14 protein-coding genes are annotated in these 17,089 nt (G+C 69.4%); 11 read left to right on the plus strand and 3 right to left on the minus strand.

Features of this window, described 5'->3' with window-relative positions:
- The first annotated feature begins 68 nt into the window (after positions 1-68).
- A complete protein-coding gene (gene mdlC, locus ACSU1G_RS29575; protein ID WP_439284406.1) occupies positions 69-1,670 on the plus strand; it encodes a benzoylformate decarboxylase in 1,602 nt (533 codons plus the stop codon).
- An 89-nt stretch (positions 1,671-1,759) separates the two neighbouring features.
- On the opposite strand, the gene ACSU1G_RS29580 is transcribed toward mdlC, so the two are convergent.
- The 3 genes from ACSU1G_RS29580 to ACSU1G_RS29590 form a co-directional block, all read right to left on the minus strand.
- Positions 1,760-2,710: a hypothetical protein gene (locus ACSU1G_RS29580; protein ID WP_439284408.1), complete on the minus strand. Its 951-nt coding sequence runs from the start codon at positions 2,708-2,710 to the stop codon at positions 1,760-1,762.
- 123 nt (positions 2,711-2,833) lie between these two features.
- Positions 2,834-3,838, minus strand: a complete 1,005-nt coding sequence (locus tag ACSU1G_RS29585) for a formylglycine-generating enzyme family protein (RefSeq protein ID WP_439284410.1) — start codon at positions 3,836-3,838, stop codon at positions 2,834-2,836.
- Positions 3,829-5,451, minus strand: a complete 1,623-nt coding sequence (locus tag ACSU1G_RS29590) for a sulfatase family protein (RefSeq protein WP_439284412.1) — start codon at positions 5,449-5,451, stop codon at positions 3,829-3,831. Before ACSU1G_RS29590 ends, ACSU1G_RS29585 begins: the two co-directional genes overlap by 10 nt.
- 352 nt (positions 5,452-5,803) lie before the next feature.
- Between ACSU1G_RS29590 and ACSU1G_RS29595 the strand changes: the two genes are divergently transcribed.
- From ACSU1G_RS29595 to ACSU1G_RS29640, 10 genes are all read left to right on the plus strand, one after another.
- A complete protein-coding gene (locus tag ACSU1G_RS29595; RefSeq protein WP_439284414.1) occupies positions 5,804-6,559 on the plus strand; it encodes an SDR family NAD(P)-dependent oxidoreductase in 756 nt (251 codons plus the stop codon).
- Positions 6,559-8,049, plus strand: coding sequence for an aldehyde dehydrogenase family protein (locus ACSU1G_RS29600; RefSeq protein ID WP_439284416.1), 1,491 nt, complete (start codon positions 6,559-6,561; stop codon positions 8,047-8,049). Before ACSU1G_RS29595 ends, ACSU1G_RS29600 begins: the two co-directional genes overlap by 1 nt.
- Positions 8,050-8,058: 9 nt before the next feature.
- Positions 8,059-8,868 (plus strand): amino acid ABC transporter ATP-binding protein, encoded by an 810-nt coding sequence (locus tag ACSU1G_RS29605; protein WP_439284418.1) that lies wholly within the window; start codon positions 8,059-8,061, stop codon positions 8,866-8,868.
- A gap of 10 nt (positions 8,869-8,878) precedes the next feature.
- A complete protein-coding gene (locus ACSU1G_RS29610; protein WP_439284419.1) occupies positions 8,879-9,769 on the plus strand; it encodes an amino acid ABC transporter permease in 891 nt (296 codons plus the stop codon).
- Positions 9,770-9,809: 40 nt separating this feature from the next.
- Positions 9,810-10,715 carry a transporter substrate-binding domain-containing protein gene (locus tag ACSU1G_RS29615; protein WP_439284421.1) on the plus strand — a complete coding sequence of 302 codons (906 nt, stop codon included), beginning with the start codon at positions 9,810-9,812 and terminating at the stop codon, positions 10,713-10,715.
- Positions 10,716-10,997: 282 nt separating this feature from the next.
- A complete protein-coding gene (locus ACSU1G_RS29620) occupies positions 10,998-12,185 on the plus strand; it encodes an acyl-CoA dehydrogenase family protein (RefSeq protein ID WP_439284422.1) in 1,188 nt (395 codons plus the stop codon).
- Between the two features lie 8 nt (positions 12,186-12,193).
- Entirely contained in the window at positions 12,194-13,654 is a 1,461-nt protein-coding gene (locus tag ACSU1G_RS29625; RefSeq protein WP_439284424.1) for an MmgE/PrpD family protein, read from the plus strand.
- Positions 13,654-14,871, plus strand: a complete 1,218-nt coding sequence (locus tag ACSU1G_RS29630) for a citramalate synthase (protein ID WP_439284425.1) — start codon at positions 13,654-13,656, stop codon at positions 14,869-14,871. The genes ACSU1G_RS29625 and ACSU1G_RS29630 overlap by 1 nt, the downstream gene beginning before the upstream one ends.
- Positions 14,858-16,141, plus strand: a complete 1,284-nt coding sequence (locus ACSU1G_RS29635; RefSeq protein ID WP_439284427.1) for a CaiB/BaiF CoA transferase family protein — start codon at positions 14,858-14,860, stop codon at positions 16,139-16,141. Before ACSU1G_RS29630 ends, ACSU1G_RS29635 begins: the two co-directional genes overlap by 14 nt.
- The gene (locus ACSU1G_RS29640; protein WP_439284428.1) at positions 16,138-16,935 is read left to right on the plus strand and encodes an enoyl-CoA hydratase/isomerase family protein; all 798 of its coding nucleotides are present in this window, start codon (positions 16,138-16,140) and stop codon (positions 16,933-16,935) included. Before ACSU1G_RS29635 ends, ACSU1G_RS29640 begins: the two co-directional genes overlap by 4 nt.
- Positions 16,936-17,089: the final 154 nt, after the last annotated feature.

Here is a 17,089-nt window from a genome sequence, read left to right on the forward strand (position 1 = left end):
ACCCGTGGGATCGCCCTCAAAACGCACCTACCCCTCTCACCGCGGTGAATCGAAACGGATTGATCTTCATGGGCAACACAGCAGAGAATCGGACGGTCCTTCAGGCCTCCCTGGACGTGTTCCGCACCCACGGCATGACGCGGATCTTCGGCAACCCCGGGTCCAACGAGCTGCCGTTCCTGGCCGGGCTCGGCGAGGACTTCGATTTCGTGCTGGGCCTGCACGAGCAGGTGGTGATGGGCATGGCCGAGGGCTACTCCCGGGCCACCGGCCAGCCCGTCCTGGTGAACCTGCACGCCGCTTCCGGCACGGGCAACGCCATGGGCGCCCTGACCAACGCCCGGTACGCCCACGTGCCGCTGGTGCTGCTCGCCGGCCAGCAGATCCGGCGCACCGTAGGCCAGCAGGCCATGCTGGCCAACGTGGACGCCGCCACCCTGACCCGGCCCCTGACCAAGTACTCCCACGAGCCGCTCGCCGCCGCGGACGTGCCCCGTACCCTCTCCGAGGCCATCCTCGAGGCCACCACCCATCCCCGCGGCCCGGTCTACGTCTCCGTCCCCATGGATGACTGGGAAGAACCGGCATTGCCCGACGACGGCCTGCTCACCTCCCGCTCCGTGACCACCTCGGGTGCCCTCACCCCTGCGCTGCGAGACGAGCTGGTGGCCGCCCTGGACGGCGCCCAGCACCCCGCACTGGTCCTGGGTCCCCAGGTCGATGTGTCCTCGGTCCAGGATCCCGCCGTCTTCGAGGCGATCGTCCGGCTCGCCGAGCGGACCGATGCCACCGTGTACGTGGCGCCGTCCCCGCCCCGCGGACCCTTCCCCACGGCGCACCCGAACTTCGGGGGCGTGATGGTGCCGGGCATCGAGTCCGTGCGCCGCCACCTCTCCGGCCATGACGCCGTGTTCGTGCTCGGCGCCCCCGTGTTCCGGTACCACCGCTGGGAGCCGGGCGACTACCTGGACGCCGGCACCGACGTGTGGCACCTGACCCAGGACCCCTCCGAGGCCACCCGCGCCCCCTTCGGCCGCGCCATCATCGCCGAGGTGGGGGCCGCCGTCGTGGACCTAGCCGAGGGGGTCACGGACCGCGGCACCCGGCGTCCGGCCCGGGAGCTGCCGGCCGCCCGGACCTCCCCGGACGGGATGACGGGCACCGAGATCCTCGAGGTGCTCAACCAGTACGTCACCGACGACGTGGTCTACGTCAACGAGACCACCACCCTGGACCTGGACTACCTCGAGCGGATCGCGATCGACCAGCCGGGTAAATACCATTTCCCCGCCTCCGGCGGGCTGGGATTCGGGCTGCCGGCCGCCGTCGGGATGTCCCTGGGGTTGCCGGAGGCCACCGTGGTGGCCACCGTGGGGGACGGCTCCGCGAACTACGGGCTCAGCGCCCTGTACACCGCCGCGCAGCGGAACACCCGCACGGTCTTCGTGATCGTCAACAACTCCGGCTACGGCGCGCTGGCCGGCTTCGCCGAGCGCATGGGTGTCCCCGACGTCCCTGGCATCACGCTGGGCGGGATCGACTTCGTGTCCCTGGCCGCGGGCTACGGGGTGCCGGCCTCCCGCACGGACACCCGCGAGGAGTTCGAGGCGGCCTACCAGCGCGCCCTCAAGGCGGAGGGCCCGGTCCTGATCGACGCCCGGATCGTGTAATCCCCTTCCCCCTTGGATCACGGCCGCGCTACACGTCGAGAATCGCCGAGCGAATCGACAGTTCGCGCGGCCGTGATTGGAGTGGCGAGTCAGCCAAAGCGGCGGGACTGCTGCGCGATGGCCCTGCGCAACCGATCCAGGAACTGCCGTTCGCCCGCCATGGTGTAGAGGTCATGCCCGGCCCTGACGGTGATCCAGTCGTTGGCCGCGAAGGCATCGTCCCGGTGGATGTCCTTGTTGAGCTGCACCCGGCCGGCATGCCCCTCGCCCTCGTACTGCAGCGCGATCCGCCACCGCAGGTAGTGCAGGTCCGGCCGCTTGACCCGACCGTCCGGCAGTCGCACCTCCTGGTTGACCACGGGCTCCGGCAGGCCCGCGGCGAGGATCACCGAACGCATGCGGGACTCCGGCGCCGAGTCGACGCCGGCCCTCAGCATCCCGCGTGCCTCACGCGCCGCCTGGATGCCCTTCACCGAACGACGCCGGCCCAGGACCTCGTCGATCTCGGGCAGGCTGGCCAGGGGGTTGGCCCCCAGGACGCCTTCCGGCCGGTCCGGTCCGTCGGCCCGCTGCAGCAGGGCATCGCCGGCGGCCACCAGGTCGAAGGGGTCCCGCAACATCGGTGCCACATCCAGCCAGGTCCGGGCCGGGGTGGTGAGCCGCAACCCGTCGACCTCCACCACGTCCCTTGGGTCCAGTGTGGCCCGGTGTCCCACCACCTCCGGGCGACGGCGGGCACCGGTGGCGCCCTTCCGGCCCGTGATGTGGATGGGTGACTCGATCTTCAGCCAGAACGGCACCCAGAGACCCCAGATCTGGGCGGCCGTGGTGTGGCTCAGGTAGTGCTCGCCCTCCAGTCCTGAGTAGGCCCGCAGGGTCTCGAACCACGGCGGGGTGGCGCCGTCCCACATCCTGATGCCTCGCGTGGGTGAGGTCAGCCGTGCGTCCCTCAGCCGGTACTGTGTGAATCCGGCGTCCGTGGCCTCAGCCACGGTGAAGATGGAGGCCTGGAAGATCTCTTGGTGTTGTTCGTGCTCCATGCGGTCCAGCGTCGACGATCCCGGCGCATCCCGCAGAAGTTATCCACACCCCCTGATCACGGCACCAGTTGACGTCGAGAATCGCCGAAGGAGTCGACAGTTATCGCTCTCATGATCCGGGGGTCAGGCGGCGCAACGGAAGCCCACGTGGACGGAGGCCGTGTCCGCGGCCTGCGCCTGCCGGGCGGGCGGCCGGTAGCGGTGGCAGTATTCCGGAGCGCAGAGGTGGGAGCCTCCCTTGACCACGTACTGCGGTGGTCCTCCCGGTGTGGTCTCGGCTGGGGCACCCTCCGGGGCTGACCGCGCGCCGCCACCGCCGCAGCAGCTGGCCGAGCTGACCGATGGCTCCGCCGCCTCGGGCTGGGATCCGTGCGCCGTGAACAGCGTGGAGGTCCATTCCCACACGTTGCCGGTCAGGTCCACCAGGCCCAGCGAGTCGGCGGGGAAGGTCCCCACCGGTGAGGTGCCGACCCAACCCGCGGCGCCGTCGTTGCGGTACGGAAAGGCGCCCTGCCAGGTGTTGGCCCTCAGCCGGCCTCCCGGGCGCACCTCCTCGCCCCAGGCATAGCGCGACGACGGGTGGTCCCGGCCCATCGCGTACTCCAGTTCGGCCTCGGTGGGCAGGCGCCGCCCAGCCCAGTGGGCGTAGCGGCTCGCGTCCCGGTAGGACACGTGCACCACGGGATGGTCCGGCTGCTCCACCACGGAGCTGCCGGGCCCGGTGGGCCGGTGCCAGCAGGCCCCGGGCACGTAGCTCCACCACTGCCGCCAGTCGTCCAGCGGCACCGGGCCGGCAGTCGGCGTGAAGACGATCCCGCCGGGCACCACCAGGGCCGGGTCCACGCCGGGCAGCTCGGCGGGATCGGGATCCTCCTCCGCCTCGGTGACGTAGCCCGTGGCCTCCACGAAGCCGGCGAACTGCGCGTTCGTCACCGGGTGCCGCTCCAGCCGGAAGGCGGCCACAGACCGCCGGTGCGCCGGGGCCTCCTCCGGGTAGTCGCGGTCCGAGCCCATCCGGAACGAGCCCCCAGGCACCGTGACGAGGTCGGAAAGCCCGCCCGGTGCGCCCGAGGTGCCGGGGCCGCCGTCGGGCCCTGTCGCCTGGTGTCCAGACCGCTCTACAGGCACTGTTCCACCACCGTCTCGGCGTCCGTCATCCATGCGATCTGCCGCCAGCTGCGGGAGGGGGCGTTGGCGTGGTTGGGCCGCTCGGCGCCGGGCGTGGACCGTCCGCGGCGGATGTGGCTGGAGAGCAGTTCGGTCAGTTCGCGCACCACCTCGGGCTCCTCGTCCAGGCGGTTGTGCTGCTCGCGGGGGTCCTGACCCAGGTGGTAGAGCTGGGCGGCGCGGTACTCGGTGGGGGTGGCCCCCTGGCTCTCCGCGAAGCGCTGGGCCATGCCGTCCCCCGTGGTCACGAACTCCAGCTTCCAGTCCCCCTGACGGATGGCAAAGCCGCCGCCGCCCGAGTGGGAGACCAGGTCCGTGCGCACCGGCTCCTGGGACCCGGTCCACAGGGGCAGGTTGCTGATCGAGTCCTCGGCGGCGGTCTCCGGGACCGCGGCCCCCAGCACGTCCGCCACCGTGGCGAACAGGTCCGAGTGGGAGACCGTCTCCGCGCTGACGGAGCCGGCCTGAATGGTGCCGGGCCAGCGCACGATGGTCGGCTCCCGGTGCCCGCCCTCCCAGATCTCGGACTTGATGCCGCGCCAGCCGTTGGAGGAATCGTGGCCTTGGGCGGCGAGCCGGGGCAGGTCTGCCACCCCGGAGGCCCCGTTGTCCGAGGTGACGATGATGATGGTGTCCTCGCCGGCGCCGGCCGCGTCGATGCGCTCCACCAGCTGGCCCACGTACTCGTCGAACTGCAGCACGAAGTCACCGTAGGGGCCCTGCCCGCTGCGTCCCTGCCAGGGCTCGTTGGGGATGATGGGGCCGTGCACCAGGTGGCTGGGCACGTACATGAACCAGGGGTCCTCCCCGGCCAGGAAGCCGTCCAGCACCTCGAGTGCCTTGGCCTGGAAGTCCGGGGCCACCCGGTGGATGTCATAGCCCTCCGCCATCGGCCCCTTCTGGATGGACTGCTGGTGCTCGGCGGTGACCCGGTTCAGCGGTGAGTAGTCTCCCCCGATGTGGGTGGGGACCTGCTGCGCCTGTCCGTCCTCGAGGTAGACGTACGGCGGCTGATCCAGGCTCGCCGCCGTGATGAAGGAGTAGTCGAAGCCGACCTCCCGCGGGCCGAAGGTGACCGGCTTCGCGTAGTCGATGTCCAACCCTTCCGAGCGGTGCATGTAGTCGGGGTCGAAGTTCCCGCCCCGGCCCATGCGCTGCTCGGGCAGCGGCGGTTCGCCGTTCGCCGCGGCGTCCTGTTGCAGCGCGTTGCCTTCGGGGGTCAGCTGCCAGTCCAGGCCGAGGTGCCATTTGCCCACGACGGCAGTCCGGTAGCCCTGGGTGCCCAGGAAGCCCGGCAGCGTCAGCCGGTCCTTCTCAATCAGGGACTCGGAATCCCCCGGCAGCACGGACCGCTTGAGCCGGGACCGCCAGTTATAGCGGCCGGTCAGGGCGGCGTAGCGGGACGGGGTGCACAGGGAGCTGGTGGCGTGGGAGTCGGTGAACCGCATCCCGCCGGCCGCCAGCCGGTCCAGGTGCGGGGTGGTCCAGGCAGCGCCGGGGTTGAAGCTGGAGACGTCTCCCTGGCCCAGATCATCCGCCAGGACGAACAGGATATTGGGTCGGCGTTGCTGCACGGGCTCTCCTCGGTCGGGTGCGGTACTAGGGTGGAAACCTTTGAACTTAAGAACTATTGTCCCCCACCCCAGATCACGGCCGCGCTACACGTCGAGAATCGCCGAACGAATCGACAGTTAGCGCGGCCGTGACGCCGTGGGGCCGGCCAGCGGCTCCGCTCAGGTCAACCCTGCGTCAGGCCTACGGTCCGGCGACTGTATTCCGGTGGGTGAGAGATCCGGACGTGGGGCGCCTCCGGTACGCGTGATGCTAGTCACGGACATCGGGACGCAGGACACCGCCGGTTCTTTCACCACCGGACCGAGCGACGAACCTCCGTACCCCTCAGACGCACGACGCAAGGAGACTTCCATGAGCGATCTCAGATTTGATGGCAAGACCGTACTGGTGACGGGCGGGGCCGGCGGCTTCGGCGGCCAGACCTGCCGCAGCTTCGGCGCGCGCGGCGCCAACGTGGTGGTAGCCGACCTGAACCTGGAGAAGGCCCAGGAGGTCGCTGCGGAAATCCCCTCCGCCGTCGCCCTCAAGATGGACGTCACCGACCCGGAGTCCATCGCCGCCGGCATCCAGTCGGCCGTGGACACCTTCGGCTCCCTCGACGTGCTGGTGAACAACGCCGGCGCCCCGAACCGCAGCGGCCCGCTCGAGAACACCTCGGTGAAGGACATGGACTGGCTCTACCAGATCAACTACCGCTCCACCGTGCTCGCCACCCAGGCGGCCCTGCCGCACCTGCGCGCCTCGAACATCGGCAACATCGTCAACGTGGCCTCCATCTCCGCCAAGCGTCCCCGCCCCGGCCACGCCGTGTACTGCTCCCTCAAAGCCGGCGTCGAGGCCCTCACCCGCGCCACCGCCGTCGAGCTGGCCCCGCAGATCCGGGTCAACTCGGTCAGCCCGGTCATCGCGGAGACCGGTTTCGTCAAGAACGCCATGGGCTCGGACAAGCTCCCGGACGAGGTCCGCACCTCCATGGTGGCCGGCATCCCGATGGGCCGCACCGCCGACACCCAGGACGTGGCCAACGCCATCGTCTACCTCGCCTCCGAGATGGCCTCCTTCCAGACCGGCGTCTGCCTCGACGTCGACGGCGGACGGAGCATCTGATGGGCGTCCACCGCTTCCGGACCAGCGCAGTCGGCCCCGCCGGCGAGCTGCGCACGGTGCCGCACTGGATCAACGGAGCCGTGGTCAGCTCCGGCGATCCGGCCGACGCGGACACCCTGGAGATCATCAACCCACGCACCAATGAGGTGGTGGGTCACTCCACCGCCGGCACCGCCGAGCACGTGGCCACCGCGGTGGGGGCGGCCGCTGCCGCGCAGAAGTCCTGGGCCCGAGAGTCCGCGCTGGTCCGCTCCGAGAAGCTGATCCGTCTGGCCCAGCTCATCGTGGAGAACGCCGCGGATCTGGCCGCGTGGGAGGCCGAGGAGACCGGCAAGCCCGCCGGCGGCGCGTTGGTGGAGATCAAGGCCGCCGCCCAGTACTTCTCCTATTACGGCGGGATGGTCCCGGCACTGATGGGCGAGACCATCGACATGGGCGGCGGCTACCACTCCTACACCCGCCGCGAGGCCTACGGCGTGGTCGGGGTCATCACGCCCTGGAACGCCCCGCTCAACCAGGCCGCCCGCGCAGCCGCCCCGGCCCTGGCCGTCGGCAACGCCGTGGTCATCAAACCCTCGGAATTCACCCCGACGACGACCTTCCAGTTGGGCGTGCTCGCTCAGCAGGCGGGGCTACCGGACGGGCTGCTCAACATCGTCAGCGGCTCGGGCCCGGCCGTGGGCGAGGCGATCGTGACGCACCGCACCGTGTCCAAGGTGGCCTTCACCGGCTCCGTCCGCACGGGCCAGGCCATCGGGGCCCTCGCCGCCCAGCGGATCCTGCCGTTGAGCCTGGAGCTCGGCGGCAAGTCGGCCAACATCGTCTTCGCCGACGCCGACCTGGCCAAGGCGGCCACCATCGCCGCCCGCGGTTTCCTGGGCAACTCCGGCCAGGCCTGCAGCGCGGGCACCCGGATCCTGGTGCAACGCGCGGTTCATGACGAATTCGTGGAACTGTTGCTGGCCGCCGTCGGGAAATTCGCCGCTGAGCATGACATGGGACCGCTCACCACCCGCGCCCAGTTCCGCAAGGTCCGCGAGATCCTTGAGACCGCCGGGCAGCACGGGGCCCAGCAGCACGTGGTGCCGCTGGCCGCCGAGGGCTCGGGCGGGCTGTTCGTCTCCCCCACCGTGTTCACCGGCGTGGACAACACCATGCCGATCGCCCGGGACGAGGTCTTCGGGCCGGTCGGCGTGGTCATCCCCTTCGAGGACGAGGCGGAGGCGATCGAGATCGCCAACGACTCGGACTTCGGGCTGGCCGGCGCCGTCTGGACCCGTGATCTGGATCGGGCCCACCGCGTGGCCCGGGAGATCGAATCGGGTCAGGTCTACATCAACACCTATCTCGGCCCCACCATCGACCTGCCCTTCGGCGGGTACAAGATGAGCGGCTACGGCCGGGAGAAGGGCTTCGAAGCCCTCACGCAATACACCCACACCAAGGCGATCGCCGTCGAGCTCGCGGCCGGCGTTCCCGGCGGAGAGTGAAGGAACCCCATGTCAAACCCCACACAGATGCAACCGGACGTGAATCTGCCGGACCTGACGGCGGCAGTCTCCATCCGCCACCTGGCCAAGTCCTTCGGTCCCAAGGAGGTGCTCAAGGACATCAACCTCGAGGTGGCCGAAGGCGAGGTCCTCGCCCTGATCGGCCCCTCGGGCTCCGGCAAGTCCACGCTGCTGCGGTGCATGAACCAGCTCGAGGAGATCAACGGCGGAGCCATCCACCTGTTCGGCTCCCGGCTCGGCTTCGTGGAGAAGGACGAGAAGCTCTACCAGCTCCGCGAGAAGGAGGTGGCCCGGCAGCGGCTGCCCACCGGGATGGTGTTCCAGCAGTTCAACCTGTTCCCGCACCTCTCGGTCTACGAGAACATCACCCTGTCCCCGAAGCTCAACAAGCTCCAGTCCAAGGCGGAGATCCGAGACCGGGCCATGAGACTGCTGGAGCGGGTGGGGCTGATGGAGTTCAAGGACGCCTACCCGCAGCGGCTCTCCGGCGGCCAGCAGCAGCGCGTGGCCATCGCCCGGGCGCTGGCCATGAACCCCAAGGTGATGCTCTTCGATGAGCCCACCTCCGCGCTGGATCCCGAGCTCGTGGGCGAGGTCCTCGGCGTGATGCAGGACCTCGCGGACACCGGGATGACCATGGTCGTGGTCACCCACGAGATGGAGTTCGCCCGCAACGTCTGTGACCGCATCGCCTTCATGGAGGGCGGCCACATCGTGGAGATCGGCCCCCCCAACGACCTGCTGGACCGCCCTCAGAGCAGCCGGCTTCGCAACTTCCTCGCTCACGTCGAGCACTAGGAGCTTTACGATGAACAACACCACCACCCCCATCACCACCACCGGCCCGGAGACCGCCGGGGCGGCGAAGCTACCCGACTATGACGTGGCCCGGGCCGTCAAGCCCACCAACTGGGTCAACGTCATCGCCTGGATCGTCCTGGTCCTGATCGCCATCTCCGCGGTCATCAACCTCTTCACCAACCCCCGGTGGAACTGGGACGTGGTCTTCACCTACCTCTTTGACCCCCAGATCTTCGGCGGCCTGGGCCGCACCATCATGCTGACCTTCGCGGCCGGCGCCGTGGGCCTGGTCGCCGGTCTCGTGGTCGGGCTGATGAACATGTCCAAGTCCCCCGCTCTGCGCGTGATCGCCCTGACCTACATCGGCTTCATCCGCGCCATCCCGGCCCTCGTACTGATCCTGGTGCTGTACTTCCTCTCGGCGCTGTTCCCCGTCATCGGGATCGGCCTGCCCCTGATGGACCCACTGATCTCCGTCCCCACCAACACGATCCTCAGCCAGTTCGGCGCGGCCATGCTCGGCCTGGCCATGATCGTGGCCGGGCACACCGCGGAGATCATCCGCGGCGGCATCATGTCCGTGGCCAAGGGCCAGACGGAGGCCGCCCGCGCCCTGTCCATCCCGCGCGGCCAGGCCTTCGGCCGGATCGTGCTGCCCCAGGCGATCCGCGTCACCATCCCGGCATTCGCCACCGAGCTGATCACCCTGTTCAAGAACACCTCGCTCGTCTCCGTGATCGGCTACGCCGAGCTGTTGACGGTGGCCCAGAACATCTACGGCCGCACCTACGAGACCCTCCCCCTGCTGACGGTGGCCTGCATGTGGTACCTGCTGCTGACCATCCTGGCCATGATCGGCCAGTCCCGTCTGGAGAAGCGCTTCGGCCGCGGCTACTGACCCCTCTTGTGCTGACCCCTTGCTGACTAGGAAACCCACCATGAACCTCACATCCCAGACCAAGCGCGCCCTCGGCGCAGGTGCCACCCTCACCCTGTTGGCCGGCGGCCTGACCGCCTGCGGCGGCGGCGACTCGGACACCGCTGAGTCCATGGAGCTCTACGGCCACACGGTCGAGTTCAACCAGGACCTGGCGGACCGGGTCCCGGCGGACTGGGAGGGCGGCATCACCGTGCCCCTCCAGGTGCTGCGTCCCAACGCCTTCGTGGATGAGGACGGCAACTCCGTGGGCGTCCAGCCGGACCTGGTGAAGGCGATGTCCACCAAGCTCGGCATCGACATCGACATGGAGGTCGCACCCTTCGACGCCCAGGTCCCGGGCGTCCAGGCCGGCCAGTACGCCTTCACCACGGCCACCGGCGACTTCCCCGAGCGTCAGAAGGTCCTCACCATGGTGGACTACACCATCGCCGGACTGGGCTGGCTGACGAAGGCCGATTCGGACATCGAGACCGTGGATGACATCTGCGGCACAACCATCGGCGTGGCCAAGGGCACCAACCAGGAGGTCAAGGTCGAGGAGTTCATCGCCGACTGCGAGGCCAAGGGCGTGGAGGGCACCGAGGCAGTGGGCTTCTCCAACACCCTGATGACCGTCCCCCTCGAGGCCGACCGCATCGACGTCACCTACGACTCCATCTCCTCCGTGCTGCACTTCGCCGAGAAGGAGCCGGAGCGCTTCACGATGGTCGGCGACCAGCTGAACGACGCCCCGATCGCCTTCGGCGTGATCGCCGGTGAGCAGGAGAAGGCCGAGCTGCTGCGGGCCACCCTGAAGGAGCTCAAGGACGCGGGCGTCTACGAGTCCGTCTTCACTGAGTGGGGCCTGCCCACCCTGATGCTGGATGACATCTACATCAACTCCGAGGGCCTGACCCTGAACTGATCCGGTCTACTGCCGCCCCCTCCCCCAGCCGGGGCGGACGATCGGTGGTGACCCTACGGCCGGGCCCTTTTGAACCTCAGCGTTCGAAGGGGTCCGGCCGTCACCGTTAACAGACTTTTTGATCCTGCTCCAGACCCTGCACCCGCCCCTGCCCCGGAACAGAATTCCACTGTGCGCTACGACTCATCCCGGGTTGTCCCCGCCCGGGCTTGACTGAGGAGAACGCACCACCAGATCCCACCACCAGAGCCATTGAGCGCCATTTCCAGAGAGGTGACACCCATGTCCCACAAGATCGCATCCTCCTCCTACGGACTGACCGAGGAACAGCTGTCCGTCCGCGAGGCCATCGACGAGCTGTGCAAGCCCTTCGACAACGAGTACTGGATCAAGAGTGACCGCGAGCGCTCCTACCCGGAGGAGATGGTGGACGCCCTGTACGCCGAGGGCTGGATGGGCATGCTGATCCCGGACGAGTACGGCGGCGGCGGCGCCAGCATCTCCGACGCCGCGGTGGTGTTGGAGCAGCTGGAGCGCAACGGCTGCCACGCCGGTGCCGTCCGCGCCGGGATGTACACCATGGGCAGCATCTTGCGGCACGGCAGCGAGGAGCAGAAGAACGAGTTCCTGCCGAAGATCGCCGACGGCGAGCTGCGCCTGCAGTCTTTCGGCGTCACCGAGCCGGATGCCGGCTCGGACACCACGCGGATCCGCACCTTCGCGGTGCGCGAGGGCGACAAGTACATCGTCAACGGCAACAAGATCTTCATCTCCCGCATCCAGCACTCGGACCTGATCCTGCTGCTGACCCGCACCACCAAGCGGGAGGACGCGGCCAAGCCGACCGACGGTCTCACCGCCATGCTGGTGGACCTCAACGAGGCGCAGGCCAAGGGCCAGATCGTGGCCAACCCGATCCGCACCATGGTCAACCACGAGACCAATGAGCTGACCATCCGGGACCTTGAGGTTCCGGTGGCCAATCGCATCGGCGAGGAGGGCAAGGGCTTCAAGGTCATCCTCTCCGGCATGAATGCCGAGCGCATCCTGGCTACCTCCGAGTACGTCGGGGCCGGCATGTACATGATCGACCGGGCCGTCACGTACGCCCAGGAGCGTGAGGTCTTCGGCCGTCAGATCGGCCAGAACCAGGGCATCCAGTTCCCGATCGCCCAGGCCTACTCGGACCTGGAGGCCGCCTCCCTGATGCGCTGGCGCGCTGCCGCCATGTACGAGGCCGGGGACAACCCCCGCTTCGAGGTCAACGGCGCCAAGCTGCTGGCCAGCCAGGCCCTGTGGAAGGCCGCCAACGCCGCCTTCGACACCTTCGGCGGCTACGCCGTGGCCGAGGAGTACGGCATCGAACGTCACTTCCGTGAGGCCCGCCTGCCCTCCATCGCGCCCATCAGCAACAACGTGGTCCTGGCGGGTATCGCCCACGGCACGCTGGGTCTGCCGAAGTCCTTCTGATCATGGCCATGACCCCAACGAGCACCACGGCCACCACGGCCACCACGACCGCCACCCGGACGGGGCTGACCGAACGGTTGGCCGAGGCCGCCCTGACCACCGAGGTCCCGGCGTCCCTGCACGGGCAGATCGTCCGTCACGCCCTGGTGGACACCCTCGCAGTCGCTGCGGCCGCTGCCGGGGAGGACGGCATCCGCCGGCTGCGGTCCGTGACGGGACCGCAGGGCTCTGCCGGTTCCGTGGCGGACCCGGCGGGCAGCGCCCCCTGGGCGCCGGACGCGGCAGGCGGCGCCCCGGCGTCGGCCTTCCTCAACGGCACCGCGGCCCACTTCCTGGACTTCGACGACGTCTCCCCCACCATGCCGCTGCACCCCAGCGCCGTGCTGGTCCCGGCACTGCTGGCGGCCGACGCCGGCCCGCTCACCTTCTCGAGGTTCGCGGAGGCCTTCAACGTGGGCCACGCCATGTTCCGCACGATCGCCCAGGCCCTGCCGAGCCACGAGCACTACGCCCGGGGCTGGCACTCGACCTCCACGGTCGGGCGACTGGCCGCCGTCGCCGCCCTGGCCCGGCTTCAGGGCCTGGACCCGGCGACCACGCAGACGGCCCTGGCCATGGCCTCCACCCTGGCCTCGGGCTCGCGGGCCAATTTCGGGACCATGACCAAGCCCATGCACGCCGGGCTCTCCGCCCAGGACGCGCTCCTGGCCGTGCGCTGGGCCCAGGCCGGCATCACCGCCAACCTGCACGAGCTCGAGGCCCCGGCCGGGTACTTCGCCCGGTTCGGGGATTCCTCCAGCACGCCCCTGGCCACGTTCGCCGAGGACGTGGAGGAACGCTTCGAGTACTGGCTGAAGGACTGGGCCTTCGACTGGGGACTGAAGCGCTACCCGTCCTGCTACGGCACCCACCGCGCCGTGGACGCCGTGCTGGACATGCGGCTGGACTTCCGCGGGGATGCCCCGCTGCAGGACATCGAATCGATCGACGTGCTCGTCCACGAGACCGGCACGGCGCCGCTGCGCACCGAGCCGCCGCAGACGGGCAGCGAGGCCAAGTTCAGCCTCGAGTACTGCGTGGCGCTGGCCCTGGTCAACGGCACCATCGTGTTGGAGGACTTCACCCCGGCCGGCTTCGAGGCCGCCGGCGCCGTGCGCGAGCTGGCCCGGAAGGTCACCTTGGGCGAGGCGGGCGCCGGGCACGAGTACGCCGGGCGCGAGTACGCCACCGTCTCCATGTCCATGGCCGGCGGCTCCCGGCCCGATGCCACCGTCTACGCCGCCCGGGGGGACAGCAGCAACCCGCTGACCGCCACGGATCTGAAGGACAAGGTGGCCTCCTGCTTCGCCTACGCCGGACTCCCCTCGGACGGCGCGGGTGCAACCCGGCTCTCGGCCGCGGTGGACGGGCTGGCGGCGGAGGCGGACGTCAAGGAACTACTCATCGGATGGACTGGAGGTGCCCTGTGATGGGCCGCAATGATGCACACCACCCTGCACGGGGAAACGCGCTGCCGCAGGTTTCCCTCGTGGAGGAGGCCCTGCGGGAGGGGATGCAGATCGAGAGCGCGGACATCCCCGTGGACCGCAAGCTCGAGCTGCTGGACCTGCTGTCCACCTCGGGACTGCAGAACATCGTGGTCGGATCCTTCGTGAGCCCCAAGTGGGTGCCGCAGATGGCCCAGATCGACGAGCTGGCCGAACGCTTCGAGCCTGCCCCCGGGGTCAACTACACGGCGTTGGCGCTGAATGCCCGCGGCCGGGAGCGCATCGCCCAGTACGCGCACAAGTTCACCGCCGGCGAGCCGGGGGTCGGGGTGTCCCGCTTGCACCTGTGCGATGTGTTCGTCCAGCGCAACAACGCCCGGACCACCGCCCAGGAGCGCGAGTCCCTGCCCACCGTGGTGGCGGAGGCGAAGGCCGCCGGCGTCACCGAGGCCGAGGTCTGCGTCAACGCGGCCTGGGGCTCCAACTGGGTGGGCCCTTTCACCCAGGAGCAGCGCATGGAGGCCCTGACCACCCAGATCGAGGCGTGGGAGCGGGCCGGTATCCCGGTCACCCGCGTCCAGCTGGGCGATCCGATGAGCTGGAACACCCCGAAGGCCATGCGCGAGCAGATCGCGTTGATCAAGGCCACCTGGCCGCAGATCCGCCGCTTCCAGCTGCACCTGCATGATGCCCGGGGCATGGCCATGCTCTCCGCCTACGAGGCCCTGTACCAGCTGGAGGCCGAGGACCACTTGGTGGTGGACACCGGCCTCGGCGGGATGGGCGGCTGCCCCTATTGCGGCAACGGCCGGCTCACCGGGATGATCCCCACCGAGGACTTCGTGCACCTGCTGGAGTCCGAAGGGGTCGAGACCGGCATCAGCCTGGAGACCCTGATCGAGGCGGCCGCCCTCGCCACGGACATGGTGGGCCACGCGCTCTGGGGCCGGGTCTCCCAGGCCGGGCCCCGCCCCGAAGGGGACGCGGTCTACCCCATGGACCTGCCCTTCATCGAGACCTTCGAGCAGGCCCAGCACTTCCGGCTCGGCCCGGAGGTCTACGCCGGGGCCCCCTCGCCCTGGAAGGCGCCGATCGCCTCGGCCCAACGCGACCACTACGAACGCACCGTCCGGGACGCATCAGCCGCCCGGCACGGGCAAGGACACGAACGACACGAAGGACACCATGAAGGCAACTGAGCAACTGAATCCGGCCCTGGGTTCACTGAACGGCGTGACCGTCATCGAGATCGGGACGTCTGTGGCGGCACCCTTCGCCACCCAGATCATGGCCGATCTGGGCGCCACCGTCATCAAGGTGGAGCGCTTCGGCACCGGCGATGACAGCCGGAACTGGGCCCCACCCTCCTGGGACGGGCGCTCCGTGACGTTCCTGTCCCTGAACCGCGGCAAGAACTCGGTGGTGCTGGACTACAAGAAGCCCGAAGGCGCCGAGGTGCTGTGGGAGCTGGTGCGCTCCGCGGACGTGCTGGTGCAGAACCTGCGGCCCGGGGCGCTGGCCAAGGCCGGCTTCTCCGCGGAGGCCCTGCGCGCGGCGAACCCCGGCCTGATCTACTGCGAGATGACGGGCTTCGGCGGTACCGGCCCCATGGCGGACCGTCCCGCCTATGACCCGTTGGTCCAGGCCTACGGTGGGATCGTCTCCGTCACCGGGGACGACGGCGGCGCACCGGCCCGCGTGCCGGTTTCAGTTCTGGACATGGGGACCGGCATGTGGACCGCACTGTCCGTGCTCGAGGCACTGCGCCGGCGGGAGGTCTCCGGCGAGGGCGGCCACATCGAGCTGTCCCTGCTGCAGACGGCCCTGATGTGGATGTCACCCCAGCTGCAGGCGGTGCAGGCCGGCAATCCCAAACCGCAGCGGCTCGGCTCGGGCTTCGGCGGGGTGGTGCCCTACGGCGCGTTCCCGTCCGCTGATGAGGGGTTCATCTTCATCTCGGCCGGCAACAACGCCACCTGGAACCGGCTGCTGGCCGCCCTCGAGGTCCCGGACGCGGATCCGATCCGCGCCTTCGCGGACAACGCCGAACGCGTGGGCGCCCGCCATCAGCTCAACGACCTGCTCTCGGCGATCACCGGACGCTTCACGGTCAAGGACATGGAGGCCCGGCTGCGGGCCGCCGGGGTCCCCCACTCCCCCGTCAACGACATCCCCCAGGTGCTGGCCGATGAGCAGGTGCAGTCCCTCGAGCAGATCGTGCCGATGGACCACCCGGGCATCAGCGACTTCTCGGTGGTGAACCTGCCCATGACGTTCGACGGGCAGTACCCGCTGGACCGTCCCACCGCCCCGCCGGAGCTCGGCGCGGACAGCCGCTCCGTCCTGGAGAACCTGGGACTGGACGCGCAGCGCATCGACGAGCTGGTCAGTGCCGGCGTCATCGGCGAAGCCACCCCTCCCACACCGACCGCACATCACCAGCAGACCCAGCAGGAGCAGAAGGCATGAGCACCATCGAACTGGAGGAGGGCCGCGTCCTCTACTCCATGGACGGAAACGTCGCCCGGATCACCATCAACCGTCCCGAACGACGCAACGCCATGGACACCCGAACCACCGCGGCCCTCGTGGAGGCCTTCGTGGAGGCCGGGGCGGATCCGGACGTCTGGTGCGTGGTGCTCACCGGGGCCGGGGACAAGGCGTTCTGCGCCGGCGGGGACCTCAAGGAGATGGACGAGACCGCCCAGGCCGGCCGTCAGATCCACGTCCCGATGACCGGCCAGCTGCGCAACCTGTTCGAGGTCATGCTGGAGACCTACAAGCCGGTGATCGCGGCCCTCAACGGCCACGCCATCGCCGGCGGCTGTGAGCTGGCCCTGTCCTCGGACATCCGGCTCGCCAAGGCCGGCTCGCAGTTCGGGCTGACCGAGGCCCGCCGCGGCATGGGCGCCAACCTGGGCTCCATCCTGCTGCCCCGGCTGATCCCGCGGGGACTGGCCTTCGAGCTGCTGTACACCGCGGACACCATCCCGGTGGAGCAAGCCCAGGAGCTCGGCCTGATCAATCACGTGTACTCCGCCGAGGAGTACGCGGACAAGGTGGAGGAGATGGTGCAGCGCATCGTCCGCAACTCCCCGGTCACCCAGCGCCGCTACAAGGAGATGGCCACCAAGTCCTGGGGACTGCCCGTCACCACGGCGCTGCGCCTGAACGTGGGCCCGAACCCGTACCTCTCCGAGGACCGGGTGGAGGGCGTGCGCGCCTTCATCGAGAAGCGGGACCCGGTCTGGGCGAACCGCTGACACACCTGTCACGGTTGAACCTCTGACGCTGTTGAAGCGTTGACTCTGTAGAGGCGGGATTCCAGAAGCCGGCCGTCCCCTGACGGCCGGCTTCTGCGGTTCCCGGGCGGCCGCCGTCGGGCCCCAGGTGGTGGTACTGGTGGGCCGCGGCGTG

It is taken from the genome of Microbacterium sp. A93, from assembly GCF_051842835.1.